Annotated in this window: 24 protein-coding genes; 13 read left to right on the top strand and 11 right to left on the bottom strand. The window is 74.8% G+C overall.

All coding sequences use genetic code 11. The annotated features are described in order from the left end of the window. The first annotated feature begins 7 nt into the window (after nucleotides 1-7). Complete coding sequence (locus RDV89_RS12850; protein WP_315733449.1) at nucleotides 8-454, top strand: hypothetical protein; 447 nt, start codon at nucleotides 8-10, stop codon at nucleotides 452-454. On the opposite strand, the gene RDV89_RS12845 is transcribed toward RDV89_RS12850, so the two are convergent. Then, nucleotides 438-941, bottom strand: a complete 504-nt coding sequence (locus tag RDV89_RS12845) for a GNAT family N-acetyltransferase (RefSeq protein WP_315733448.1) — start codon at nucleotides 939-941, stop codon at nucleotides 438-440. The two genes, RDV89_RS12850 and RDV89_RS12845, sit on opposite strands and share 17 nt — an antisense overlap. Before the next feature lie 53 nt (nucleotides 942-994). Here RDV89_RS12845 and RDV89_RS12840 point away from each other — a divergent pair, with 53 nt between their 5' ends. Beyond that, nucleotides 995-2,152: a site-specific DNA-methyltransferase gene (locus RDV89_RS12840; RefSeq protein ID WP_315733447.1), complete on the top strand. Its 1,158-nt coding sequence runs from the start codon at nucleotides 995-997 to the stop codon at nucleotides 2,150-2,152. 15 nt (nucleotides 2,153-2,167) lie between these two features. Here RDV89_RS12840 and RDV89_RS12835 read toward each other — a convergent pair whose 3' ends face one another. Further along, nucleotides 2,168-3,604 carry a WS/DGAT/MGAT family O-acyltransferase gene (locus RDV89_RS12835; RefSeq protein ID WP_315733446.1) on the bottom strand — a complete coding sequence of 479 codons (1,437 nt, stop codon included), beginning with the start codon at nucleotides 3,602-3,604 and terminating at the stop codon, nucleotides 2,168-2,170. A gap of 167 nt (nucleotides 3,605-3,771) precedes the next feature. Between RDV89_RS12835 and RDV89_RS12830 the strand changes: the two genes are divergently transcribed. The 4 genes from RDV89_RS12830 (at nucleotide 3,772) to RDV89_RS12815 (ending at nucleotide 6,905) form a co-directional block, all read left to right on the top strand. Then, entirely contained in the window at nucleotides 3,772-4,476 is a 705-nt protein-coding gene (locus RDV89_RS12830; protein ID WP_315733445.1) for an HNH endonuclease family protein, read from the top strand. Nucleotides 4,477-4,722: 246 nt separating this feature from the next. Next, nucleotides 4,723-5,115: a hypothetical protein gene (locus tag RDV89_RS12825; RefSeq protein ID WP_315733444.1), complete on the top strand. Its 393-nt coding sequence runs from the start codon at nucleotides 4,723-4,725 to the stop codon at nucleotides 5,113-5,115. Between the two features lie 65 nt (nucleotides 5,116-5,180). Beyond that, nucleotides 5,181-6,281 carry an FUSC family protein gene (locus RDV89_RS12820; RefSeq protein WP_315733443.1) on the top strand — a complete coding sequence of 367 codons (1,101 nt, stop codon included), beginning with the start codon at nucleotides 5,181-5,183 and terminating at the stop codon, nucleotides 6,279-6,281. A gap of 9 nt (nucleotides 6,282-6,290) precedes the next feature. After that, nucleotides 6,291-6,905: a hypothetical protein gene (locus RDV89_RS12815; RefSeq protein ID WP_315733442.1), complete on the top strand. Its 615-nt coding sequence runs from the start codon at nucleotides 6,291-6,293 to the stop codon at nucleotides 6,903-6,905. 19 nt (nucleotides 6,906-6,924) lie between these two features. Here RDV89_RS12815 and RDV89_RS12810 read toward each other — a convergent pair whose 3' ends face one another. Beyond that, nucleotides 6,925-8,073: a glutamate--cysteine ligase gene (locus RDV89_RS12810; RefSeq protein WP_315733441.1), complete on the bottom strand. Its 1,149-nt coding sequence runs from the start codon at nucleotides 8,071-8,073 to the stop codon at nucleotides 6,925-6,927. A gap of 65 nt (nucleotides 8,074-8,138) precedes the next feature. Between RDV89_RS12810 and RDV89_RS12805 the strand changes: the two genes are divergently transcribed. Next, nucleotides 8,139-9,491: a threonine/serine exporter family protein gene (locus tag RDV89_RS12805; RefSeq protein ID WP_315733440.1), complete on the top strand. Its 1,353-nt coding sequence runs from the start codon at nucleotides 8,139-8,141 to the stop codon at nucleotides 9,489-9,491. Between the two features lie 21 nt (nucleotides 9,492-9,512). Here RDV89_RS12805 and RDV89_RS12800 read toward each other — a convergent pair whose 3' ends face one another. The 4 genes from RDV89_RS12800 to RDV89_RS12785 form a co-directional block, all read right to left on the bottom strand. Continuing rightward, on the bottom strand, nucleotides 9,513-10,076 hold the full coding sequence (locus RDV89_RS12800) for a hypothetical protein (RefSeq protein ID WP_315733439.1): 564 nt from the start codon (nucleotides 10,074-10,076) through the stop codon (nucleotides 9,513-9,515). Next, nucleotides 10,073-10,618 carry a DUF402 domain-containing protein gene (locus RDV89_RS12795; protein WP_315733438.1) on the bottom strand — a complete coding sequence of 182 codons (546 nt, stop codon included), beginning with the start codon at nucleotides 10,616-10,618 and terminating at the stop codon, nucleotides 10,073-10,075. Before RDV89_RS12795 ends, RDV89_RS12800 begins: the two co-directional genes overlap by 4 nt. An 85-nt stretch (nucleotides 10,619-10,703) precedes the next feature. Beyond that, a complete protein-coding gene (locus RDV89_RS12790; protein ID WP_315733437.1) occupies nucleotides 10,704-11,528 on the bottom strand; it encodes an SDR family NAD(P)-dependent oxidoreductase in 825 nt (274 codons plus the stop codon). Continuing rightward, nucleotides 11,525-13,102, bottom strand: coding sequence for a flavin-containing monooxygenase (locus RDV89_RS12785; RefSeq protein ID WP_315733436.1), 1,578 nt, complete (start codon nucleotides 13,100-13,102; stop codon nucleotides 11,525-11,527). The genes RDV89_RS12790 and RDV89_RS12785 overlap by 4 nt, the downstream gene beginning before the upstream one ends. A gap of 74 nt (nucleotides 13,103-13,176) precedes the next feature. On the opposite strand from RDV89_RS12785, the gene RDV89_RS12780 reads away from it, so the two are divergent. Then, entirely contained in the window at nucleotides 13,177-13,797 is a 621-nt protein-coding gene (locus tag RDV89_RS12780) for a TetR/AcrR family transcriptional regulator (protein ID WP_315733435.1), read from the top strand. Nucleotides 13,798-13,819: 22 nt separating this feature from the next. Here RDV89_RS12780 and RDV89_RS12775 read toward each other — a convergent pair whose 3' ends face one another. Then, nucleotides 13,820-14,632, bottom strand: coding sequence for a serine protein kinase RIO (locus RDV89_RS12775; protein ID WP_315733434.1), 813 nt, complete (start codon nucleotides 14,630-14,632; stop codon nucleotides 13,820-13,822). A gap of 225 nt (nucleotides 14,633-14,857) precedes the next feature. On the opposite strand from RDV89_RS12775, the gene RDV89_RS12770 reads away from it, so the two are divergent. Next, nucleotides 14,858-15,787, top strand: coding sequence for an alpha/beta hydrolase fold domain-containing protein (locus RDV89_RS12770; protein ID WP_315733433.1), 930 nt, complete (start codon nucleotides 14,858-14,860; stop codon nucleotides 15,785-15,787). Between the two features lie 64 nt (nucleotides 15,788-15,851). Then, complete coding sequence (locus RDV89_RS12765; protein ID WP_315733432.1) at nucleotides 15,852-16,556, top strand: NUDIX hydrolase; 705 nt, start codon at nucleotides 15,852-15,854, stop codon at nucleotides 16,554-16,556. Nucleotides 16,557-16,736: 180 nt separating this feature from the next. On the opposite strand, the gene rocD is transcribed toward RDV89_RS12765, so the two are convergent. The 3 genes from rocD to RDV89_RS12750 all read right to left on the bottom strand — a co-directional run bounded on the left by rocD (nucleotide 16,737) and on the right by RDV89_RS12750 (nucleotide 20,285). Further along, a complete protein-coding gene (gene rocD / locus RDV89_RS12760) occupies nucleotides 16,737-17,966 on the bottom strand; it encodes an ornithine--oxo-acid transaminase (protein ID WP_315733431.1) in 1,230 nt (409 codons plus the stop codon). A 64-nt stretch (nucleotides 17,967-18,030) separates the two neighbouring features. Beyond that, a complete protein-coding gene (locus tag RDV89_RS12755) occupies nucleotides 18,031-19,572 on the bottom strand; it encodes a sensor histidine kinase (protein ID WP_315733430.1) in 1,542 nt (513 codons plus the stop codon). Between the two features lie 2 nt (nucleotides 19,573-19,574). Continuing rightward, nucleotides 19,575-20,285: a response regulator transcription factor gene (locus RDV89_RS12750; protein WP_315733429.1), complete on the bottom strand. Its 711-nt coding sequence runs from the start codon at nucleotides 20,283-20,285 to the stop codon at nucleotides 19,575-19,577. Between the two features lie 74 nt (nucleotides 20,286-20,359). Here RDV89_RS12750 and RDV89_RS12745 point away from each other — a divergent pair, with 74 nt between their 5' ends. The 3 genes from RDV89_RS12745 to RDV89_RS12735 are packed head-to-tail and all read left to right on the top strand — an operon-like array spanning nucleotide 20,360 to nucleotide 25,222. Continuing rightward, complete coding sequence (locus tag RDV89_RS12745) at nucleotides 20,360-20,695, top strand: hypothetical protein (RefSeq protein ID WP_315733428.1); 336 nt, start codon at nucleotides 20,360-20,362, stop codon at nucleotides 20,693-20,695. Between the two features lie 46 nt (nucleotides 20,696-20,741). Next, entirely contained in the window at nucleotides 20,742-24,629 is a 3,888-nt protein-coding gene (hrpA, locus tag RDV89_RS12740; protein ID WP_438823279.1) for an ATP-dependent RNA helicase HrpA, read from the top strand. After that, entirely contained in the window at nucleotides 24,626-25,222 is a 597-nt protein-coding gene (locus tag RDV89_RS12735) for a hypothetical protein (protein ID WP_315733426.1), read from the top strand. Before hrpA ends, RDV89_RS12735 begins: the two co-directional genes overlap by 4 nt. Nucleotides 25,223-25,298 lie beyond the last annotated feature (76 nt).

Below are 25,298 nucleotides of genomic sequence, written 5' to 3'. Positions count from 1 at the left end.
TGGGGACATGGCACGAATCGACCCGAAGCGGGCGGCGAAGGTGGCGGCGGCCGGGGCCGCGCTCGCCGTGAGGTACGGACCGCAGGCCAAGCTGGCCTGGGACAAGGGGGGTCGCCAGGCCGCCCAGGCGGCCGCGCGGCGGGCGGGGCTGCTGCGCGCACGGCGCCAGGCCGTGGCGCACGCGTCCGGCCTCGTCGACGGCGGGGTGCTCGAGCTGGCCCCCGGCGGGTCCAAGGTCTACGTCGTGATGACCGGCACGACCCCGGTGGCGGCCTACCCGCCCGACGAGACGCCGTTGGCCGACCTGGTCGCGCACGCCGACCTGGGCCGGATCGTGCCCGCGGTGCCGGCGGACGGCTCCCCGGGGGCGTCGGGCGGAGGCCCCGCGGCGCTCGAGGCAGGTCCGGGCGTCGGTCCGAAGGCGCTGCGCGAGCGGCTCAGACGGCGCGGCTGAGGAAGACGCTGTTCGGGTCGGCCGCGTAGCCGACGAACGGCGGGCACGGGGTGAAGCCGTGCCGGGCGTAGAAGCGGCGGGCGGGCTCGAAGAACGGCTCGGCGCCCGTCTCCAGGCTGACGCGGCCCAGGCCCTGTTCCCGCGCGACCTCCAGCAGCCGCAGGAGCACCGCGGTCGCGACCCCGCGGCGTACGGCGGCGTGCGTCGTGCGCATCGACTTGACCTCGCCGTGGCCGCCGGGCTCGTCGGGGTCGTCGAGCACCTTGAGGGCCCCGACGCCCAGCAGGGCGCCCGCGGCGCCGTCGTGGTCGGCGTCGCGGGCGACCAGGAAGGTGATGTCGTCGGCCCGCAGGGCGTCCAGGTCGAGGGCGTGCACCGACTCGGGCGGCGAGACCGCCCGCATGTCGGCCAGGTGCGAGGCGAGCAGGGCCACCACGTCGGGGTCGGTGAGGTCGCGGTCGATCGTCAGCAGGGGTGGAGCAGACACGACGACCACCCTAGGACGACGCCCCGACGGTGCGGGCGCGGCATGATGAGCCCGTGGGGGAGCCGTGGAACACGTTCGTCGAGGGTGACAACCTCGACGTCCTCGCCGGCCTGGACGACGCGTCGTTCGACGTGGCCTACCTCGACCCGCCCTACAACCGGGCCACCTCGCTGGCCTACCGCGACGACTTCCGCGACGGCGCACGGGCCACGCGGCACGCCGCGTGGGTGGCGATGATGCGCCCGCGGCTGGAGCACGTACGCCGGGTGCTGCGCCCCACCGGCGCGCTCTTCTGCAGCATCGACGACCACGAGGTCGCCCACCTGCGCCTGCTGCTCGACGAGGTGTTCGGGGAGCGCGCCTTCCTCGCCCAGGTGGTGGTCAACCTCAACCCGAAGGGCCGTCAGCTGGGGCGCGGGTTCGCGACGAGCCACGAGTACCTGCTGGTCGTGGCCCGCGACCCCCGCGCGTGCGTCCTCGACCCCACGAGCGCCGAGACGGTCGACCCGCGCGACTTCTCCCACGAGCTGCCCGACGGGCGCCGGTTCCGGCTGCTGCCGCTGCGCAACACGAACAAGAAGTTCCACCCCGGCAGCGTCCCGACGCTGCACCACACGCTGCACGGCGACCCGGCCGGCGGCCGCGTCGCGACCGAGCCGTTCGAGGGGTCCGTGGAGGTGCGGCCGGTGTTCGGTGACGGCGCGCCCGCGGTGTGGCGCTGGTCGGCCGCCCTGGTCGCGGAGCGCTCCGACGACCTCGTCTGCCGGGTCGTGCGCGGGCGCCTGGGGGAGCGGGTCGACGTCTTCCAGCGCGACTGGCTCGGGGACGACCGGCGCAAGAAGCTGACGACGATCTGGACGGCCGAGGAGGTCGGCTCGACCGACACGGCCGCCGGCGAGGTGCGGGCCCTGGTCGGCAAGGCCTTCGACTCGCCGAAGCCGACCGGGCTGCTGCGGCGCGTGGTCGCCACGTACCCCGCCGACGCCCGGGTGCTCGACCCCTTCGCGGGCAGCGGGACCACCGGGCACGCCGTCGCGCTGCTCAACGCGGCCGACGGGGGCACCCGCACCTGCCTCAGCGTCAACGCGGGCGAGCCCGTGCGGCCCGGCACGCCGGCCCACGACGCCGGGTTCCGCTCGGTCGCCGACATCACCCGCGCGCGGCTGCGCGCGGTCGCCGCGACGGTGGGGGGCGGGTACGCCGAGGGCTGAGGCCCCGGGTGGCCCTCAGGAGATGCCGACGGCGGCCTCGAGCGCGCGCACCTCGTCGTCGAGGAAGCCCAGCAGGCGCTGCAGGCGCGGCACCGTGCGGCGGCAGCCGGTGAGCCCGAAGCCCATCCGGCCGTCGTAGGACGTGCAGGTGATGTTGAGCGCGATGCCGTGCAGCGGGATCGACAACGGGTACATCCCCACCATGCGCGCGCCCTCGAACCAGCGCGTCGAGTCGGGGCCCGGCACGTTGGAGATGATGAGGTTGAACGGTGGCCGGGCCACGCCCTGCAGCCGCAGCAGCGGCAGCACCACGGCCGGCGCCAGCCCCAGGGCCGTCATCGCGAGGGCCTGAGCGTTGCTCATCGACCCCAGCGCGTCCTTGCCCTCCAGCATCGAGTCGCGCACCGCGGCCAGCCGGGCGGCCGGGTCGCCCAGGTCGGTGCCGAGGCGCACCATGACGGCGCCCACGGCGTTGCCTCCCGCGTCGGAGGCGGTGCCCGCCTCGGCGCGCCGGAACGAGACCGGCACCATCGCCGTCAGGGTCTGGTCGGGCAGCGCGTGCAGCTCCGTGAGGTAGGTGCGCAGCGCGCCCGAGCACATCGCCAGCACCACGTCGTTGATGGTGGTGCCCGAGGCCCGGCCGATCGCCCGCAGGCGCTCGAGCGGCCAGTCCTGCGCCGCGAAGCGTCGCGAGCCCGTGATGGTGCGGTTCAGCAGCGTGCGCGGGGAGTAGAAGCTGACGGCCGACGTCTGGTTGCGCACGCCGCGGCTCAGGGTGCGCACCAGCGACGTCGGCATCCCGGCCGCCTCGCCGGCGACGGCCAGCGCCGAGCGCAGCGCGTGGGCCGGCACCACGGCGAGCCCGGAGTGGCCGGAGCCGTGCGGGCCGTCGGTGTCGTCGGACCGGCCCGGCCGGTCGGACCGGCCCGGCCGGTCGCGGCGTGCCCAGGGCAGGGGCGTGCCGCGCTCGTCGGGGTCCTCGCTGAGCACGCTCTGCAGCAGGCGCATCGCCGCGACGCCGTCGAGCAGCGAGTGGTGCATCTTGGAGTAGGTGGCCATCCGTCCGTCGGCCAGCCCCTCGACGAGGTGCCACTCCCACAGCGGCCGCTCGAGCGCCAGCCGCGTGCCGTGCAGGCGCCCGCAGAGGTCGAGCAGCTCGCGCACGCGGCCCGGCCGGGGCAGCGCGTCGTGGCGCACGTGGTGCTCGATGTCGAACTGCGCGTCGGGCCGCCAGGTCCACTGGCCGGCGGTCGTCAGCGAGCGGTGCGGGTGCTGGAGGAACAGCGGCGCGAGGTCCTCGGTCGCCCGCGCCCGTCGCACCAGGTCGGCGGTGTACTCCGGCCCCGCGTCGGCCGGCGGCTCGAACAGCTGCAGGGCGCCCACGTGCATCGGCATGTTGCGGTTCTCGGCGAAGAGGAACGCCGCGGCGGTCGGGTCGAGCGGTGCGCCCACGGGGCCTCGTCTCTGCTGGTGGTGCGGCGATCGTGTCGTGGCTCACAACGTATCGCCGCACCGAAGCGTTACACGGCGTTCTCCCGGCGGGGGTTCCCGAACGAGGTGCCGCCGTCGCAGGGTGGGGTCCGACGCACACATCCGGCGACATCTCGGGAGCTGACGACATGCGTGACACGACCGCGCGCCTCGGGGCGCGACGTACCACCCCCACCCCCACCGGCACCGTCCTCGCGCGGGTGCTGACCGCCCTCGCGCTGGCCCTGGTCGGTCTCGTGCTCGTGCAGCCGCCCGCGGCGCACGCGGCGACCTACAGCGCGCCGATCGCGCAGGCGGTCGCCGACCTGCCGGTCGCCACGGAGAGCCGCACCGGTTACGACCGCGACCTGTTCGAGCACTGGGTCGACGCGGACGGCGACGGCTGCGCCACGCGCGCGGAGGTGCTGATCGAGGAGGCCGAGGACGCGCCGAGCGTGGGCTCGGGCTGCTCGATCTCGGGCGGACGCTGGTTCTCCTACTACGACGCCACGAGCTACTCGTCGGCCTCCGACCTCGACATCGACCACATGGTGCCCCTCGCCGAGGCGTGGGACTCGGGCGCGTCGGGCTGGTCGGCGGGCAAGCGGGAGGCGTACGCCAACGACCTCGACTTCTACGGCTCGCTCATCGCTGTCAGTGCCTCGACCAACCGCTCGAAGAGCGACCAGGACCCGGCCGAGTGGATGCCTCCGGCGGGGTACGCCTGCCGCTACGTGACGGAGTGGGTCTCCGTGAAGCACCGCTGGGGCCTGAGCGTGGACTCCGCGGAGAAGAGCGCCCTGGCCTCCGTCGCCGCCGGCTGCACCACCACCGTGTCGGTCCCCGTCTACTGACGTCGAGTCGCGGCTTGCGCCGCGGTGGAGCGCGTCGAGTTGCGGCTTGCGCCGCGGTCGGGCGCGCCGAGTCGCGGCTTGCGCCGCACGACGCGGTACGCCCGCCGGCCCGGTTCCGCTCCCCAGACGGACGCGGCGACGCACCTCTCCCCATCCCCGTCCCGGGCGGGGCCGGCCGGCGCGCGGCGTCCCTAACGTCGTCCGCGTCGCGCCGGAGACACCGGCGCACGGACGAAGGGGGACGAGATGGAGCGGACGACGTGGACCGGGGCGCTGCTGGGCGCGGTGACGGCGCTGGCGGTCGTCGGCGGCGCGGTGGCGCTGAGCGGCAGCGCCGGTGCGGCCGAGGCGCCGGGCGCGGCACCGAACCGGGGCTGGGTGCCGCCGGGCGACACGATCGTGGAGGTGACCGGCGACGCCGGCAACGGCTTCGGGATCCACCACTACGACGGCTCCGCGCTGTTCCCACCGACGCTCTCGGAGTCGACGGCGGAGTGCACGGAGTACGACACCGAGGTGCAGGTCGCGGTCTGCATCGCGGAGGTCGAGACCTGGTACCGCGACCTGGCCGACCTGCAGGTCGCGCTGCGGTGGGCGCACCAGTCGTCGTCGGTCGGCGGCGGCCCGCGGGTGCGCTGAGGTCCGACCGCCCTGCCGGGGCGACGGCCGCCGTCACTCGCCGTCGCTCTGGCAGAATCCGCGAGGTGGAGGGCATCCCGGTCGACCGGATCTGGTCGAAGAGCCGGCTCTCGCTGCGCGCCCGGCTGGCGCGCTGGCGCTCGAAGCGCTTCCAGATCGCGCAGTGCGCGGTCGCCGCGGGGGTCGCGTGGTTCGTCGCCGCCGACGTCCTGGGCCACGAGCACCCCTTCTTCGCGCCCGTCGCCGCCGTGCTGTGCCTGGGCACGTCGTACGCCCAGCGGTTGCGGCGCGTGGCGGAGGTCGCGGTCGGGGTGGCGGTCGGGATCCTCATCGCCGACCTGATGGTGCTGCAGATCGGCGCCGGGGCCTGGCAGCTCGCGCTGGTGGTGGTGCTGGCCATGTCGACCGCGGTCATCGTCGACGGCGGCCCGCTCATCGTCATGCAGGCCGGCGTCCAGGGGATCTTCGTCGCGACCCTGGTGCCCGAGCCGGGCACGGCGTTCGTCCGCTGGACCGACGCCCTGATCGGCGGTGCCGTTGCCCTGCTCGCGGCGACGCTCGTGCCGTCCGCGCCCCTGCGTCGGCCCCGCGAGCAGGCGGCCGTGGTCGCCCGGAAGGTCGCGGGGCTGCTGCGCGCGGCCGCGGAGGTCATGGTCGACGGCGACAGCGACCGGGCCTTCGACGTGCTCGCCGACGCCCGGGCCACCGACTACCTGATCCGCGAGCTCCAGGACGCCGCCGACGAGGGCATGTCGGTCGTCGCCTCCTCACCGTTCCGCTCGCGCCACCGGCCGGGCCTGCGGCAGATGTCGGAGCTGGTGGAGCCGCTGGACAAGGCGCTGCGCAGCACCCGGGTGCTGGTGCGGCGCACGGCGGTCGCGGCGTACCACCGGCGCGAGGTCCCGCCGGCGTACTCCGCGCTGTGCCGCGAGATCGCCTCGGCCGCCGACCTGGTCGCGGCCGAGCTGGCGCAGAACCGGATGGCCGAGGCGGCCCGGCCCGCGCTGCTCGCCGCGGCGGCCGGCTCCGGACGTCTGGAGCGCACCACGGAGCTCAGCGTCGAGACGATGCTGGCGCAGATGCGCTCCGTGGTCGCCGACCTGCTCGAGGTGACGGGCATGGAGGCGCTCGCCGCGACCGACGCGCTGCCCCCGGTGCGCGACTAGGGGGTGGGCGTGGTTCCACCAGCGATGGTCCGGTGCAACCGCGGCCTGGGGCGATGGTTCTGGTTCTGCGTCGGGATCATCGTCTCGGTGACGGCGATCGCCGTGGTCGCCTCGGGCGAGGCGCCCTGGGTGATGGCCCTGACCGGCCTGGGCGTGGCGGCGCTGTTCCTGCTAGCCCGAGCCCTCCTCCCACCGCTCACCCTCTCGCCGGCCGAGCGGGTGATCCGCACGCGAGGACGGGTGGTGCCGTATGCGGCGGTCGCTGCCGTCGACTTCCCCCCGCCGGACAAGGCCGGCGTCTGGGCCGGCTTCCTCGGCGACGACGGCCGCCGTCTCGCGCGTCTGGCGATCGACGAGACGCTGATGGCCCCGGCGACGGTCGAGCAGTGGGCCGCGGTGCAGCAGCTGGTCGCCCTGGGTGCGGCCCCGGGCCCGGCGTCCCACGCCGTGGCGGGGCAGCCCCTCGGCGGACGGCGCAGACCGGCCGGGCGGAGCCGGCCGATGGGGCCGGCCGAGGCCGTCGCTGTGCTCGACGCCCAGGTCGCATGGTGCGCGGCGGGCAATCGCCCGGGGCACAGGCACGCGCCGGTGCGAGCGCTCCTGGGGAGGGTCGCGCTCCGATGACCTGCGCCCGGGCGCCCCGTCAGCGGGTGGCGTCCGGCGGCGCCAGGCCGTCGCGCTGCTCGCGCACGACCGAGTCGACCACCGCGACCAGGTCGCCGCCGGTGGCGGCGGCCACGGCGCGCTGGCGCTGGTACGAGGCGCCCCGCCGCGCGATGTCCGCGACCGAGCGCAGCTCGTCGACGCACTCGAGGCGACGGGCCACGGGCTCGAGGCGCTCGAGCAGGTCGTCCAGGTCGTCGGTGACGAGCCGCTCGCGCGAGCGCGCGTCGAGGATGATGATCGCGTCGAGGCCGTAGCGCGCCGTGCGCCACTTGTTCTCCTGCACGTGCCAGGGCGGCAGGACGGCCGGTCGCTCGCCGGCGGCGATCCGCTCGTCGAGGTCCACCACGAGGCAGTGCGTCAGCGCGGTGAGCGCGGCCAGCTCGGTGAGGTTCGAGACGCCGTCGGCGATCCGGTTCTCCAGCGTGCCGAGGTGGCAGGCGGGGCGGACGTCCCAGCGGATCTCGGAGAGGTCGTCGATCACGCCGGTGGTGAGCTGGTCGTGGGCGAAGGCCTCGAACTCCTCCCACCGCTCGAACTGGAACGGCAGACCGGCGGTGGGCAGCTGCTGGAACATCAGCGCCCGGTTGGAGGCGTACCCGGTGTCGGTGCCCGCCCACAGCGGCGAGGAGGCCGAGAGGGCCTGCAGGTGCGGGTAGTAGGTGAGCATCGCGGAGAGCACGTGCATCACCCGCTCCTTCACCGGCAGCCCCACGTGGACGTGCACGCCCCAGATCAGCATCTGGCGGCCCCACCACTGGGTGCGGTTGATGAGCTCCTCGTAGCGGTGCCCGGGGCTCAGCAGCTGGGTCGACCAGGAGGCGAACGGGTGCGTGCCCGCGCCGAAGAGGTCGCAGGAGTGCTCGGCCGCCGCGGTGGCCACGGCACGTCGCGTCCCGTCGACGTCGGCCATGGCCTCGGCGACCGAGGAGCTGACGCCGGAGACGATCTCGACGGTGTTGCGCAGCAGCTCTGCGTGCAGCAGCTTCGGGTCGTCCATGCGGCCCCGCGCGGTCTCCAGCACCTCGTGGGCGCGGTTCGCCAGGTCCCGCGTCTCCCGGTCCACGAGCGCGAGCTCCCACTCCACCCCCAGGGTGGGTCGGGGCGATCCGTGGAAGTCGATGCGCACGGGCGAAGCCAACCACACCCGTCCACGGATCGGTCCCTCCTCGGGCGCCGTGCGAGCATGCGCGTGTGTCCGCCGAACCGACCGACACCCGAACGACGAACCTGACGCTCGACCTCTGCCTGAAGATCGGGGAGCTGCTGCTCTCCTCGGGCGCCGGGGCCGCCGACGTGACCGCGACGATGCAGTCCGTCGCGCTGCACCTCGGCATCCGGCACCCGGAGATCGACGTGACGTTCACCTCGTTGGCGATGTCGTACCAGCCCGACCCGGGCGACCCGCCGATCACGCAGATGCGGCAGGTCAAGCACCGGGAGATCGACTACGACGACCTGACCCGGGTCGACCGCCTCGTCACCGACGTGCTGCGCGACCGCGTCGACCTGATGGAGGCACGCAGCCGCCTGGCCACCATCGTGTCGTCCGGCCACCAGCTGCCCCGTTGGGCCGTGACCCTGAGCTGGGGCCTGATGTGCGGCGGCGTGACCCTGCAGCTGGGCGGCTCGCTGCTGGTCGTCGGCCTCGCGCTCGTCGCCGCGGTGCTCATCCACCGGGTCCTGGTGCAGATGGCGCGTCGGCGCCTGCCGGCGTTCTACCAGCAGGTCGCCGGCGGGCTCGTGGCCGCGAGCCTGGCGGTGGGGATCGCCGCGATCGAGCCCGACGCGGACGTGTCCCTGATGGTGACCGCCAACATCATCATGCTGCTCGCCGGCATCGGGTTCATGGCGGCCATCCAGGACGCGCTCACCGGGTTCTACGTCACCGGCGGCGCGCGCGTGCTGGAGGCGCTGCTGGCGACGGCCGGGATCATCGCCGGCGTCAGCGGCGGCCTGACGCTCGCCGGCATCGTCGGCGTGCAGATCTCGCCGATCGACCCGGGCCGCGCCGGCTGGGAGGGCGTCGGCACGCTGGCGCTCGGCTCCGCCGTCTGTGCCGCCGCGTTCGCGGTCGCCTCGTACGCCCCGTGGCGCTCCGTCGTGCCGGTCGCCGTGGTCGCCTCGGCCGCGATCCTGCTCTACAGCGCCGTGCGCGAGGCCTCGGACAGCCGCGTGTGGGCGGCCGCGCTCGCGGCCTTCGGCATCGGCCTGGTGGCGTACGGCGTCGCCGGCCGCGTCCGTGTGCCCCCGCTGGTGATCGTCGTGCCGGCCATCGTGCCGATGCTGCCGGGCCTGACGATCTACCGTGGCCTGTCGCTGCTCGCCGAGGGCGGCGCGATGACCTCGATCGGCCTGCTCGCGCTCATCCAGGCGGCCTCGATCGCGGTCGCGCTGGCCTCGGGCGTGATCCTCGGGGAGTACGTCGCGCAGCCGCTGCGCCGCGAGGCGAGCCGCCTGGAGAGCCGCCTGTCCGGCCCCCGCCTGGTCGGGCCCCTGCGGGCCCGCACGCCGCGGCGCCGCAGCCGCACCCGCACCCGCAGCTGAGTCCGCAGCCGAGTCCGACGTTCAGCCCGGCGGGGACCGGTCCGGCGGGTCCGGGGCGCCGGGGGCGGGCAGGTCGGTACGCGCGGCGGCCCAGCGCGGGTCGGTGCGCACGAGCCCGAGCGCACCGCCGAGCAGCAGCACCGCCCCGAGGACGGCCAGCACGGGGGCGACGAGCGCCCACTGCAGCAGGAAGCCGTGGTAGCCGGCGAACGCCATCGGGGTGCCGCCCTCGCTCACCACGCGCGCCTGCACGGTGCCGCCGTCGGCCGGCAGGTCGCCGCCGTACCGGTCGCTGACCTCGCCGGAGGTCGGGGTGGCGTCGGAGGGCGCGTCGGCGTCCGTCCACGTCGCCTCGCAGGTGCGGGGGTTCCCGGGCGGCGGACCGGTGCGGCACTCGGCGTCGGCCTCCAGCGTGACCACGACGGCACGGTCCTCGGTCCAGCCCTGCGCCGTGCCGTGCATGAACCACCAGGTGGGCGCGCCCAGCACGAGCAGGGTCGCGCCGAGGACGGCGACGACGTTGAGCAGCCGCACCAGGCCGGGGCGCGACGGCGGGCGCAGGTGGACCGGACCGTGGGCGCTCACGGCCCGTCCAGCCCGTCCAGCACGGCGAACCAGCGTTCGGCGGTGGGCCCGTCGAAGGGCGCGGCGCCGGCGCGCACCGCCGCGACCACCTGCGCGCAGGCCGCCTCGGCGTGCGCGACCAGCGCGGGCGGGTAGTCCATCTCGACGCGGTGGGCCGCGAACTCGTCCTCGTCGTCGACGAGGACGGTGCCGTCCTCGAGCCGGATCACGTCGAGGTCGAGGTCGACCGAGCGCACGACGGGCACCGGCCCGGAGAGGTCCCAGGCGGGTGGCGTGGCCATGTCGACGTAGACGTCGCACCACAGGCCGGGCGCGTTGACGGCGGGGAAGGCGTACGCCCCGTCGGCCGGCACCAGCGCCACCGTGGCGACCGCGGAGTCGAACTCGAGCCCGGGCCGGGCGTGGTGCGTGCCGGCGGGCACGCCGATCCAGTCGCCGTGGACGTCGGAGCCGAGGAAGCGGGCCTCGTAGCCCCAGTGCCGTCGCCCGTCGTGCTTGGTCATCGCGACGACGACGGGGGTCCCGGGCTCCAACGTGCTCATGGTGCTCCGGAACCTACCGGCTCCGGAGCACCACGAGCGTCGTTCGGCGGATCAGGCCGGGATCAGGCCGTGACCAGGACCAGGATCAGGGCAGGACGCGCTTGGCGCCCGCCGCGAAGACGTCCTGGTAGCGGGCGCCGAGCAGCTTGCCGATCTGGTGCAGGGCGTGGGCGTCGGCCCCGATCAGCAGGCGGGGCTGCTTGCGCAGGACGGCCTTGACGATCGCGCGGCCGGCGTCGTCGGCCGAGGTGCGGGCGAGCTTCTTGTCGAAGAGCCGTCCGAGCGCCTCGAGGTCGTCGCCGTCGGCGACCCGGCCGTTGCGCACGATGCCGGTCTTGATGCCGCCGGGGTGGACGGCGGTGACGCCGACGGGGTGGCGGCCGACGAGCATCTCCTCGCGCAACGCCTCGGTGAAGCCGCGCACGGCGTACTTGGTCGCGTTGTAGAGCGTCTGGCCCGGCATCGAGATGAGGCCGAACAGCGAGGAGATGTTCACGACGTGCCCGTCGCCGGAGGCGATCAGGTGGGGGAGGAACTCCTTGGTACCGTTGACGACGCCCCAGAAGTTGATGTCGACGATCCACTCCATCTGCTCGTAGGTGAGCTTGGAGAAGTTGCCCGTCATGGACACGCCGGCGTTGTTGACGACCACGTTGACGCGGCCGAACTGGTCGGCCACGGCGGACGCGTACGCCGTGATCTCCTCGCGCTGCGAGACGTCGAGGCGGTCGGAGCGCACGGTGCGCGCACCCGCGGCCTTGAGCAGGTCGACGGTCTCGGCCAGTCCGGTCTCGTTCACGTCGGAGACCGCCAGGTGGGCGCCGCGGCCCGCGGCCTCGACCGCGGTGGCGCGACCGATGCCCGATCCGGCTCCGGTGATCACGACGACCTTGTCGTCCAGGGTCCTCATGCGGGCACGACCTCTCGCTCGGTGGTGGTGGGGGTGGGGCGCTCGGCGCCACCGGGGTCGGGGACCGGCCCGGTGACACGGTAGGCACGGGTGTCGAAGCGGGACAGCCCGAGCCGGAAGGTGAAGGTGGCGCGCGGCCACAGGGTGGTGTTGCGGCCGTGCTCGTCGAGGTACCAGCTCGCGCACCCGCCGGTGCTCCACACCGTGCGTCGCATCCGCTGGTGCAGGCGGGCGTTCCAGTCGTCCTGGGCGTCCTGGCGGGGCTCGACGCTGCCGTAGGAGTTGCGCGCCATCACCCGCAGGGCGTCGCGCAGGTAGGCCACCTGCGACTCGATGATGAAGACCATCGAGGAGTGCCCGAGGCCGGTGTTCGGCCCGACGACCTGGAAGAAGTTGGGGAAGCCGGCGACGGTGGTGCCCCGGTACGCCTGCTGGCCGTGCTCGCGCCAGACGTCGGCCAGGGAGCGGCCCTCGCGCCCGACCACGTGGTGGGCGATCGGTTGGTCGGTGGTGTGGAACCCGGTGGCCACGACCAGCACGTCGATCTCGCGCTCGGTGCCGTCGGCGGTGACGATGCCGGTCGGGGTGATCCGCTCGATCCGGTCGGTGACCAGCTCGGTGTTGTCCGCGTCGAGGGCGGGGTAGTAGGCGTTGGAGATCAGGATCCGCTTGCAGCCGATCTTGAAGTCGGGGGTCACCTTCGTCCGCAGGTCGGGGTCGCTGATGCCGCGCGCGATGTTGCCCCGGGCGAGCAGCTCCGCGGGCTTGGCGAGGTCGGGCACGAGGGTGAAGGCCGGCACGTACGTCTCGCGGCCCCAGTAGATCGCGGTGCGGTAGAGCCGCTGCAGGCCCGGCACCGAGCGCAGCGCGAGCCGCTCGAGCCCCGGGTACGTGCGGTCGTGGCGCGGCAGGACCCAGGGGGCGGTGCGCTGGTAGACGTCGAGGTGGCCCGCGACCTTCTGCAGCTCGGGGACGATCTGGATCGCCGAGGCCCCGGTGCCGATCACGGCGACGCGCTTGCCGGCGAGGTCGGTGTCGTGGTCCCAGCGGGCGGAGTGGAAGATCTCGCCGCCGAAGTCGTCGATGCCCGCGATGTCGGGCAGCTTCGGCTCCGAGAGGCCGCCGGCCCCGGAGACCAGGACGTCGGCCGTGAGGTCGCCGCGCGACGTGCGTACCGCCCAGACGCCACGGTCGGCCTCCCACTGCGCGTGCTCGACGCTCGTGCCGAACACGAAGCGGTCCAGCACGCCGGAGCGCGCGGCGACGCGGTCGAGGTACGCCTTGATCTCCGGCTGCGGGGAGAACGAGCGCGACCAGTCGCCGGGGGCGAAGGAGTAGCTGTAGAGCTGGCTCGGCACGTCGCAGGCGGCACCGGGGTAGGTGTTGTCGCGCCAGGTCCCGCCGACCGAGTCGCCCTTGTCGACGACGAGCACGTCGCGCCCGTCCTCGGTGAGCTTGATGGCGACCGCGAGCCCGGCGAACCCGGCGCCGATCACGAGGACGTCGACGTGGTCGGGCAGGGGGCCGGCGTACCCCTGCGGTCCCGTGGCGCCGGCGACGGTGGAGGTGCTCATGCCGCTCACGGTAGGCAGGCTGTTGAACGCAAGTCAATAGACTTGTTGGAACGACGTTCAGTAGGGTGTCCGGCATGAGCGTCCCCAGTGGTGCCCGCACCCGTCTCGACCCCGAGGCCCGCAGGGAGCAGCTGCTGGGCCTCGGGGTCGAGCTGCTCTCCACCCGTGACCTCGACGAGCTCTCGATCGACCTGCTCGCCGAGAAGGCGGGGATCTCGCGCGGGCTGCTGTACCACTACTTCGGCAACAAGCAGGAGTTCCACGAGGCGGTCGTGCGCCGCGCGGCCGCGGACCTGATCGCCGTCACGGCCCCGGTCGACGACCCCGACCTGGGCACGCGGCTGCTCGTCTCGCTGGACCGCTACCTCGCCTTCGTCGAGCACAACCACCGCGGCTACGTCTCGCTCGTGCGCGCCGCCAACGGCAGCAACTCGGTGATGCGTGAGATCTACGAGGAGGCACGCGGCGCCCTGACGGACCGGATCTTCGACACCGCCGGCACCGACGGCCTCGCCACGTTCGGCGTCGTCGACACCCCGGCCGTGCGGATGATGGTGCGGGCGTGGGCCGTGATGGTCGAGGACGTCGTCGTGCGCTGGGTCGCGGACCCGGTCGGCGTCGGCCGCGACGACCTGCTGGCGACGCTGGCCGCCATGCTCGCCCACGCCGCGCAGAGCGCGCCGCCCTCGGCCTGAGCCCCGGCCGGCAGGACCCGGCTCACCACAGCTCGCCGAGCAGCCGGGCGTACAGCTCGTCGCCGTCGACGGCCAGCCCCCGGCGCGAGAACCACGTCGCGACGTTGACGACGTCGCGGTGCAGCAGGTCGAAGCCCTGCGGGTTGGCCGCCACGTCGACGAGCTGCGGCAGGTCGATCACCACGACGCGGCCGTCGTGGACGAGCAGGTTGTACGCCGACAGGTCGCCGTGGGCGTACCCCGCCCGGGCCAGCGCCACCAGGATCTCCTCGACCTGCGCCAGCGCGTCACCCAGCTCGGCCCCGCGCAGGCGCGTCTGGGCCAGCCGTGGGGCGGCCGTGCGCCCCTCGCCCACGAACTCCATGAGGATCTCCGTGCCGAGGATCTGCACGGGGTAGGGGACGGGCACGCCCGCCGACCACGCCCGCGACAGCGCCACGAACTCCGCCGCCGCCCAGTGCGACGCGGCGACCGCGCGGCCGTACGCCGACTTCCGGGCCACCGCCCGGGTGTCGCGCGAGCGGCGCAGGCGGCGCCCCTCCTCGTAGGTGGCCGAGCGGTGGAAGTCGGTGCGCGAGCTGTCGCGGTAGCGCTTCGCGGCGAGCAGGCTGGCGGGGCCGGCGGGGACGGCCCGCTCGAGCAGGTGGAGGTCGGCCTCCTTGCCGCTCTTGACGACGCCGAGCTCGGTGTCGACCGCGGCGGCCGCGGTGACGACCCAGGTGGGTCGCGGCTCGGGGCCGCGCTGGGTGGGCAGGGTCTCGTCCCACGTCGACCAGCGCCGGTCGGGGCCGAGGTCGTCGGGGTCGGGCAGGTGGGTGGTGCTGTCGGTGGTCACGATGAGGCTCCTGGAGCAGGAGGTCACCGGCGCGCGATCAGGGGCGGGCGACCTCGGGGGTGGGGGTCTGCGGGCGTGGCTCGACGACGGCCATGGCGCTCACGCTCCTTCCCCTCCGAGGCGCCCCGGTGGGGCGCGGTCGCGGTGACGCTACGGCGGTGGGACCCGCGCGCGCCACGGCTTTTCCGGCGCCGGTGGCTCGGTGGGACGTGGCAGGCTGCGCCCATGTCGTGGCAGATGACCGGGGTCGGGTGGCTGATGAGGGCGACGCGCAAGCGCGCGTTCGAGGACCCGGAGGGCGGCCAGGCCCTGCTCGACCGGGCGAAGGCGGACCCGACGCCGCCCGCGCGGGTGACCACGCAGGTGCTGGTGACGACGCAGACGGTCGAGGGCGCCACGGTCTACCGGGTGCGCCGGGCCGGTCTCGCGGAGCCCACGGGCCCGGCGGTCGTCTACCTGCACGGCGGCGCCTACGTGAACGAGATCGTGAAGCAGCACTGGGACTTCCTGGCCCGCCTGGTCACCTCCCTCGACCCGCGGCTCGGGGTGGAGGTGCTGGTGCCGGTCTACGGGCTCGCGCCGCAGCACCACGCCGCGCAGGCCCGGGAGCTGGTGGCGACCCTGCTGGAGGACCTGCGGCGGCAGGGCCGGCCGGCGTACCTCATGGGCGACTCGGCGGGCGGCGGGCTCGCCCTCGTCGCGGCCCAGGCCGCGGTCGCGGCGGCCGCCGAGCGTGGTGACCCGGACGCGGGCATCGTGGGCGTGACGGCGATGGCGCCCTGGGTGGACCTGACCATGGCCAACCCGGAGGTCGACGCGGTCGAGCCGACCGACCCCTGGCTCGCGCGGGCCGCGCTGCACCGCGTGGCGCAGTCGTGGGCGGGGGAGGAGTCCGTCGCCGACGCCGCGGTGAGTCCTCTGTTCGGCCCGATGGAGGGCCTGCCGCCCGTCGAGGTGTGGGTCGGCACGCGCGACGTGACCTGGCCGGACTGCCGGCTGCTGGTCGACCGGCTGCGGGCGGCGGGCACGCCCGTGACGCTGCACGAGGAGCCGGGGGCGATCCACGTCTACCCGCTGCTGCCCGTGCCCGAGGGACGCCGCGCGGCCGCGGCGATCGCGACCCGGCTCGAGGGGGCCCTGCGCGCGACGGTCTGAGCCGACGCGTGGGCCGCCCGGTGGCGCGTTGCTTGTTGTCGAAGTGACAACTATCGTGCCGTGGATGTTCCACAGCGACTTCCCGATCTTCTACCTGACCGTCGACGTCGTGCTGTTCGCGCAGCGCGACGGCGAGCTCGCGGTGCTGGTGGTCGAGCGGGGCGAGGAGCCGTACGCGGGGTCCTGGGCGCTGCCGGGCGGCTTCGTCGGCGACGGCGAGGAGCTCGTCGACGCGGCCCGGCGCGAGCTGGTCGAGGAGACCGGCATCGACGGCGAGGGCCTGGCGCTGGAGCAGCTGCGCACCTTCGGCGCCCCCGACCGCGACCGCCGCCCGCACCGGGTCGTGAGCGTCGCCCACCTGGCGGTGACCCGGCACGCCGAGGCGCCCACGGCGGGCACCGACGCCCGGGCGGCCGTGTGGCTCCCGGTCGACGAGGTGGCCGGCCGGCTCGCCTTCGACCACGACGAGATCCTCGCCCACGCGCGGGAGCGGGTGGCGTCGAAGATCGAGTACACCCAGCTCGCCGCCTCGTTCCTGCCGCCCGAGTTCACCCTCGCGCAGCTGCGGGGGGTGTACGAGGCCGTGTGGGGCCACCCCATCGACCCGGGCAACTTCCAGCGCAAGCTCCGCGCCGCCCCCGACTTCCTCGAGAGCACCGGCGCCTCGGTGAAGCCGGCCGGCGGCCGCGGCCGGCCCGCTGAGGTCTTCCGCGCCTGTGGCCGGCCGTTCGACCGCATCGGCTCGCCGGTCCTGCGCAGCGCCATGTGAGGCGTGTGCATCGGGTGAGCGCCCTCTGGATTACCCGGTTCACCGGGTAACGCTCGACCTGGACCCCGTTCGAACGGGGTCCAGGTCGAGCGTTCCGGCACACAGTCCTCAGCGCGGGCCGTGTCCGAGCGACGGCCCCCGACCGGAGCGTCCGCCGCGCCGGACGGACGCTCCGCGACGTCACCCGCCGGTGACGACCGCCTCGAGCTGGTCGAGGCCCCAGTGCAGGTCGTCCTCGCTGACGACGAGCGGGGGAGCGAGGCGGATGGTCGAGCCGTGGGTGTCCTTGGCCAGCACGCGGCGCTCCATCAGCGCCTCGCAGACCGCGCGGCCGGTGCCGACGGTGGGGTCGATGTCGACGCCCGCCCAGAGGCCGCGGGTGCGCACGGCGAGGACGCCCTTGCCGACCAGCGCCTCGAGCCGGTCGCGCAGCACGGCGCCGAGGGTGCTCGAGCGCTCCTGCAGCTCACCGCTCGCCAGCAGCTCGACGACCTTGGTGCCGACGGCGCAGGCCAGGGCGTTGCCGCCGAAGGTGGAGCCGTGCTGGCCCGGGTGCAGCACGCCGAGCACGTCGCGGTCCGCGACCACGGCGGAGACGGGCACGATGCCGCCGCCGAGGGCCTTGCCGAGGACGTACAGGTCGGGCACCACGTCCTCGTGGTCGCAGGCGAAGGTGCGGCCCGTGCGGCCGAGGCCGGCCTGGATCTCGTCGGCGGCGAAGAGGACGTTGTGCCGGCGCGTGATGTCGCGGACCTCGCGCAGGTAGCCGTCCGGCGGGATCACCACGCCGCCCTCGCCCTGGATCGGCTCGATCAGGACCGCGACGGTGCTCGGCGTGATCGCGGCCTCGAGGGCGGCGGCGTCGCCGTAGGGCACCGGCACGAAGCCCGGGGTGAACGGACCGAACCCGTCGCGGGCGTCGGGGTCGTCGGAGAACCCGACGACCGTCGTGGTGCGGCCGTGGAAGTTGCCAGTCGCGACGACGATCTCGGCGCTGTCGGGCGTGACGCCCTTGATGTCGTAGCCCCACTTGCGGCTGACCTTGATCGCGGTCTCGACGGCCTCGGCGCCGGTGTTCATCGGCAGCACCAGCTCCTTGCCGCACAGGTCGGCGAGGGCGGCGCAGAACGTGCCGAACTGGTCGTGCACGAAGGCGCGGCTGGTCAGGGTGAGGCGGTCGAGCTGCGCGTGCGCGACCTGCAGCAGCTCGGGGTGGCCGTGGCCGAAGTTGAGCGCGGAGTAGCCGGCGAGCATGTCGAGGTAGCGCGTGCCGTCGACGTCCGTCATCCAGGCGCCCTCGGCGTGCTCCACCACCACCGGCAGCGGGTGGTAGTTGTGCGCGGTGCGCTCCTGGGCCTCGCGGAAGTACGCCTGGCTGCGCGGCGCCTCGGTGCTCGTCGTGCGGGACATCTCGCCTCCTCCTCGTCGGTGCGGGCAGACGGGCCGGGACGGAACCCGGTCACGGTCAGGATTGTCAGACAATCTGCCCGTCGGTCAGCGTAGCCGCTCGTCGCGGGATCGCCACCTCCACCGTGGTGTCTCCGGGAGCGCTTCTCAAGTGCACGTCGCCGCCGTGGGCCCGCGCGATGGCCCGCACCAGGGCCAGTCCGAGGCCCGACCCGCCGGCGTCGACGGGGGTACGCGTCCGCGCGGCGTCCCCGCGCACGAACCGGTCGAAGGCGCTGTCGACCAGCTCCGGGGCGAACCCCGGCCCGTCGTCGTGGACGGCGATCAGCACGGAGCCGCCGGCCCCGCCACCGGCCTCGTCGAGGGCCACCCGGACGGTCACCGTGGTGCCGTCGGGGGTGTAGCGGCGGGCGTTGGTCAGGAGGTTGGACACCACCCGGTGCAGGGCGTGCGCGTCGCCGACCACCTCGACGGCCTCGTCCGGCAGGTCGAGGTGCCACCGGTGGGCGGGGGCGAGGACGCGGGCGTCGCCGACCGCCTCGAGCAGCAGGTGGGTGACGTCGACGTCGTCGCGCGCGAGCGGTCGCCCGGCGTCGATCCGGGCCAGGGTCAGCAGGTCCTCGACCAGCACGCGCATCCGCCCCGACTCGCCCTCCACCTTCGCCAGGGCCGTACGGGCCGCCTCGGCGTCGTCGGGCCGGCGGCGGGCCAGCTCGGCGTACCCCGCGATCGTCGCCAGCGGCGTGCGCAGCTCGTGCGAGGCGTCCGCGACGAACCGGCGCACCTGCTGCTCGCTGCGGTGCCGCGCGGCGATCGAGGCGTCGACGTGGGCGAGGAGCGTGTCGAGCGCGACCCCCACCTGGCCCACCTCGGTGCGCGCGTCGCGCAGGCTCGCCGGCACCCGGCCGGCCAGGTCGACCTCGCCGGTGTCCAGCGGCAGCGTGGCGACCTCGTGCGCCGTGGCGGCGACGTCGCGCAGGGGCCGCAGCTGGCGGCGTACCACCAGCGTCGCGGCACCGCCGGCGGCCAGCACGCCGAGCAGGCCGATCAGCACCTCGTAGCCCACGAGCGAGCGGACCGCGTCGTCGACCGACGACGTGGGCAGGCCGGCCACGAGCACGGTGCCGTCGTCGGTCGGGGTCGCGACGACGCGGTAGGAGCCGACACCGTCGACGTCGAGGGCGTGCACGCGGCCGTCGACGGGCACGTCCGCGAGCTGGTCGAGGGCCCCGGACGACAGCGCGCGCTCGCCGCAGACCTCCTCGGTCAGCACGCTGCCGCGGGCGGCGCTGCCGGCCGAGCCGTCCGACAGCGCGGCGAGCAGCGTGCCGGGGCCTTGGTTGCCGGGCAGGAACCGGTCGCAGCCGCCGCCGTAGCCGGGCTCCTCGCCTCCCGGCCGGCCCGCCACGTCGTCGGGGGGCTGGTAGTCGCCGCCGCCGGCCCGCGGCACGATCGAGGTGACCTCGACGTCGAGGCCGTGGGTGAGGTTGGCCCGCATCGCGAACGTGGTCGCCCCCGCGATCGCGATCGCGAGGAGGGTCGCGAGCACCACCGTGGTCAGCACGAGCCGCGAGGTCAGCGTCGCCGGCCGCAGCCGGGAGCGGGCCACGCTCACTCCGCCGGCTTCAGCACGTAGCCCGCGCCACGCATCGTGTGGATCATCGGCGCCCGGCCGGCGTCGATCTTCTTGCGCAGGTAGGAGATGTAGAGCTCGACGACGTTGGCCTGACCGCCGAAGTCGTAGTTCCAGACCCGGTCGAGGATCTGCGCCTTGCTGAGCACCCGCCGGGGGTTGCGCATCAGGTAGCGCAGCAGCTCGAACTCGGTCGCCGTCAGGGCCACCTCGACGTCGCCGCGGCGGACCTCGCGGCTGTCCTCGTCGAGCACGAGGTCGCCGACCACCAGCACGTTCTGCCGCTCCGCGTCGCGCGCACCCGCGCGGCGCAGCAGGGCGCGCAGCCGGGCCACGACCTCCTCGAGGGAGAACGGCTTGGTCACGTAGTCGTCCCCGCCGGCCGTCAGGCCCGCGACCCGGTCCTCGACGGCGTCGCGGGCGGTGAGGAACAGGACGGGTACGCCCGGGTCGTACGCACGCACCCGCCGCAGCACCTCCAGGCCGTCGAAGTCCGGCAGCATCATGTCGAGCACCACGACGTCGGGGCCGAAGTCGCGCGCCGTGTCCACCGCGCGCCGTCCGGTGTGCGCCATCGCGGTCTCGAAGCCCTCGTAGCGCAGCGCCATCGCGATCAGCTCGGCGAGGTTCACCTCGTCGTCGACGACGAGCACGCGCAGCGCGGAGCCGTCCGGGCGGGTCAGGTCCATGGGGGCGACTCTGCCCCAGGTCGCTGTGCGTTCGCTGTGGACCTGCTGGGCGTCGCCTCACAGGATCGACCTCCGTGGGGCACAGCACCACCTCAGCCGGCGCGGCCATCGTGGTCGGCATGACCGAGCAGCCGACCCCCGCCCCGCTCCCGCCGCTCCCGCCGCAGCCGCCCGCGGCGCCGAGGCCGGCGCGTACGCCCTGGCGTGAGCGCGTCGTGTCGGCCCGGGCCAGCGCCGCCGTCGCGATCGCCGCGCTCGTGCTGGGCGCGGGCGGAGGGTTCGCCGCCGGTGCGCTGGGCGACGACGCCGCGGCCGCCGCCGGTCCCGGCACGGACCAGCAGGCTCCCCCCGAGGGTGGCCCCGACGGCTCCGCCCCCGGCCCACCGCCGGGCGCGGCGGACGAGGGCTGAGGCCCGGCTGCGGGGCGGGCCGCGGCGTTGCCGCCCGTGGGGGAGAATGGTCGGCGCTGTGCGCATCGACTACCCACCCCAGCTCCCGGTCTCCGCCCGTCGCGACGACATCGCGGCGGCGATCCGCGACCACCAGGTCGTGATCGTCGCGGGCGAGACGGGCTCGGGCAAGACCACCCAGCTGCCCAAGATCTGCCTCGAGCTGGGCCGCGGGCAGGCGGTCGAGCACGTCGGCCGCGACGGCCGCACGCGCCGCCGCGGCGGGCTGATCGGCCACACCCAACCGCGCCGGATCGCGGCCCGCGCCGTGGCCGAGCGGATCGCCGAGGAGACGGGCACCGAGCTGGGTGACCTGGTCGGCTACCAGGTGCGGTTCACCGACCGCACCTCCCGCTCCAGCCGCGTCAAGCTGATGACCGACGGCATCCTGCTCGCCGAGCTGCAGCGCGACCGCGACCTGCGCCGCTACGACACGATCATCATCGACGAGGCCCACGAGCGCAGCCTCAACATCGACTTCCTCCTGGGCTACCTGCGCCGCCTGCTGCCGCGCCGCCCCGACCTGAAGCTCATCATCACCTCGGCCACCATCGACCCCGAGCGCTTCGCCGCGCACTTCGGCGACGCGCAGGGCCGGCCGGCGCCGATCATCGAGGTCTCGGGCCGCACGTTCCCCGTCGAGGTGCGCTACCGCCCGCTGATGGAGCTGAGCGACGACGACGAGGACGGCGAGCCGGTCGTCCGCGACCAGACCGAAGCCGTGGTCGAGGCCGTCAAGGAGCTCTCGGCCGAGGGGCCCGGCGACGTCCTGGTCTTCCTGCCCGGCGAGCGCGAGATCCGCGACACCGCGGAGGCGCTGGGCGACCTCGCGAAGGTGAGCGGTCCGCGCGGGGTCGACGTGCTGCCGCTCTACTCCCGGCTCTCGTCGACCGAGCAGCACCGCGTGTTCTCCCCGAGCGGCTCGCGTCGCCGGGTCGTGCTGGCGACCAACGTGGCCGAGACGTCGCTGACGGTCCCGGGCATCCGCTACGTCGTCGACTCGGGCCTGGCCCGCATCTCGCGCTACTCGGTGCGCACCAAGGTGCAGCGCCTGCCGATCGAGCCCATCAGCCAGGCGAGCGCGAACCAGCGCTCGGGCCGCTGCGGCCGCGTCGCGGAGGGCATCGCCATCCGGCTCTACGCCGAGGAGGACTACGAGGCGCGCCCCGAGTTCACCGACCCCGAGATCCTGCGCACCAACCTGGCCAGCGTCATCCTGCAGATGACCAGCCTGGGGCTGGGCGACATCGCCCGCTTCCCGTTCGTCGAGCCGCCCGACCGGCGCAACGTCTCGGCGGGCACGCAGCTGCTCGAGGAGCTCGGCGCGCTGGAGCAGGCCGAGGGCCGCACCCGGTTGACCGACGTGGGCCGCCGGCTGGCGCGCCTGCCGATCGACCCGCGCCTGGCCCGGATGATCCTCGAGGCCGAGCGCCTGGGCTGCGTGCGGGAGGTGGTCGTGATCGCGGCCGCGCTCAGCCTGCAGGACCCCCGCGAGCGCCCCGAGGAGCAGCGCGCGCAGGCCGACCAGGCCCACGCCCGGTTCAAGCACGAGTCGGGCGACTTCCTGACGTGGCTGCAGCTGTGGCGCCACCTGCGCGCGCAGCAGCGCGAGCTGTCGGGCAGCGCGTTCCGCCGGATGTGCCGCGCGGAGTTCCTCAACTACCTGCGGGTGCGCGAGTGGCAGGACTTCGAGTCGCAGCTGCGCCAGGTCTGCAAGGAGATGGGCGTCGACGTCGGCACGCCGGCCGACCAGCCGGACGCCGACGGCATCCACCAGGCCCTGCTGTCGGGTCTGCTCTCGCAGATCGGGCTGCTGGAGGAGCGCGAGAAGGAGGCGCCCGGTGCCCGCGCGAAGGGCCGTCGCCCCGGCCCGCGGGAGTACGTGGGGGCGCGCGGCAGCCGGTTCGCGATCTTCCCCGGCAGCGTCCTGAAGGGGAAGAACCCGCAGTACCTGATGGCCGCCGAGCTGGTCGAGACCGGTCGGCTCTGGGCGCGGCAGGCCGCGGCGATCGACCCGCTGTGGGCCGAGCGGCTGGGCGCCCACCTGGTCAAGCGGACCTACGCCGAGCCGCACTGGTCGAAGAAGCGGGGCAGCGCGGTGGCCAAGGAGCGGGTGACGCTCTACGGCGTACCCCTCGCGGCCGACCGCACCGTGCAGCTCGGCCGGGTCGACCCGGCGCTGGCGCGCGAGCTGTTCCTGCGCCACGCCCTCGTCCACGGCGAGTGGGGCGCCGCGGAGACCGGTCGGCACCGCTTCCTCGTCGAGAACCAGCGCCTGCTGGCCGAGGCCGAGGAGCTGGAGCACCGCGCCCGCCGGCGCGACATCGTCGTCGACGAGCACACGCTCTTCGACTTCTACGACGCGCGGGTGCCGGCCACGGTGCTCAGCGCCGCGCACTTCGACCAGTGGTGGAAGCGCGAGCGGCAGAAGCGGCCGGACCTGCTGGTCTTCGACCCGGCGATGCTCACGCACGGCACCGCCGGTGAGGTGCAGGCGCAGGACTACCCCGAGAGCTGGTCCTCGACCGGCGCCGGGGGCGGTCCGCTGACCTTCCCGATCAGCTACCACTTCGAGCCGGGCGCCGCCGACGACGGGCTGACCATCGACGTGCCGCTGGCCGCGCTCAACCAGCTCGAGCCGGGCGACTTCTCCTGGAACGTGCCCGGGCTGCGCGAGGAGCTGGTCACCGCGCTGATCCGCTCCCTGCCCAAGCAGCTGCGCACGGCCCTGGTGCCCGCCCCCGACCACGCCCGCCGCTTCCTGGCCGCGACGCCGCCGGGCTCGGAGCCGCTGCTCGACGCCCTGGAGCGGTACGCCCGCCACACCGCCGGCATCGTCGTGCCGCGCGAGGCCTGGGACTGGGACAAGGTGGCGCCCCACCTGCGGCCCACGTTCCGGGTCCTCGGCGCCGACGGCGACGAGGTGTCGCGCGGCAAGGACCTGCGCGCGCTCGCCGAGCCCCTGCGGCCCTCGCTGGAGCAGGCGATCGCGGAGGTGGCCGCCGACGCCGGCCAGGCCGTCAGCGGTGCGACGACCTGGGTGTTCGGCACGATCGAGAAGTCGTTCACCCAGCAGCGCGCCGGCCACGAGGTGCGCGGCTTCCCGACCCTCGACGACGAGGGGTCCGGCGTGGGCCTGACGGTGGTCTCGACGACCGACGAGCAGGAGGCGCGCCACCGGCTCGGGGTGCGCCGGCTGCTGCTGCTGGCGCTGGACGCCGAGCAGCCGGGCCTGCTGACGCGGGTGGGCGGCGCGCTCGACACCAACGCCAAGCTCGGGCTCGTGGGCTCGCCCTACCCGTCGGTCGACGCGCTGCTCGCCGACGCTCGGGCCGCCGTGGTCGCCGAGGCCGTCGACGCCCGCCCGGCCGTGCGCGACGAGGCCGCGTTCACCGCGCTGCTGGCGGCCGTGCGCGGCGACCTGGAACCCCGCGTACGCACCGTGGTCGCCGACGTCGGCCGCGCCCTGGCCGCGCACCGCGCGGTCGACCGCCGCCTGACCGGGCGCGTCGACATGCACCTGCTGGACGCGATGAGCGACCTCAAGGCCCAGCTCGCCGGGCTCGTGCACGACGGGTTCGTCGCCGAGGCCGGCCCGACGTGGCTGCGTCGCTACCCGACCTACCTGCGCGCGATGGAGGAGCGGCACGAGCGGCTGGTGGCCGGCGGGGCCGCCGCCCTGCAGCGCGACCGGACGCTCACGGCGCAGGTCGTGGACCTGCAGCGCTCGTACGCCCACCAGGTCGCCGCCCTGCCGACCGGGCGCCCGCCCGGCAGGGCCCTGCGGGAGGTGCGCTGGCTGCTCGAGGAGTTCCGCGTCTCGCTGTGGGCCCAGCAGCTCGGCACCGCCGTGCCCGTCAGCGACGGCCGGATCCGGAAGGTGCTGGCCGGATGAGCGAGCAGCGCCGCCACCACCGCCCCACCCGGCCCGGCGCCGCGTTCTTCGAGACGCAGGACGGGGGAGCCGATCCTGCCGAGGTCACCGCCGCGGCCGACCGTGCCGCCCTGCTCCTCGTGCGCGGCGCGCGCGGCGCCGACGACGCCCGGGTGGCCGACCGGGTCGTGCGCCTGGCCGACACCGAGGGCATCGACACGTTGGCCGAGCTGTGGTCGGGCGCCGCGCCGGACTCGGTCGCCGGGTGCCTGTGGCGGCTCTACCTCCTGCGCTCGTGGGTGCACGCCGACCCGGTCGGCGCCGCTCGCGAGTTCGACGCGGGACGCCGTCGGGCCCCGGTGGCGTGGGTCGTCGCCGGGGTCGCCGAGCCGCCGGGTCCCGACGAGCTGCGCCGGATGGTCGACCACGTGCTGCGCGGCATCGCCGAGCGCGACTTCGCCGACGTGCTCCTGCGCGCGGCCGCGTTCGCGCGGGTGGTCGCCGCCGGCCGCTCCGAGACGGGGGCCGGGACCGAGGAGACCGAGCGCGTGCTGGTGCTCTCCGAGCAGCTGGAGCGCGCCGGTCACCTCGAGCTCGCCGGCGACCTGGGATGAGATCCGGGGTTCGGGTTGAGTCCCGGCACGTGCGTCCTAGAATCGATGTCGTGCACCGGGCCGTGGCAGCCCCGGG

Origin of the sequence: Nocardioides imazamoxiresistens (genome assembly GCF_032378595.1) — a bacterium.
Classification (GTDB): Bacteria; Actinomycetota; Actinomycetes; order Propionibacteriales; family Nocardioidaceae; genus Nocardioides; species Nocardioides imazamoxiresistens.
This window is presented reverse-complemented; position numbering and strand designations above follow the sequence as displayed.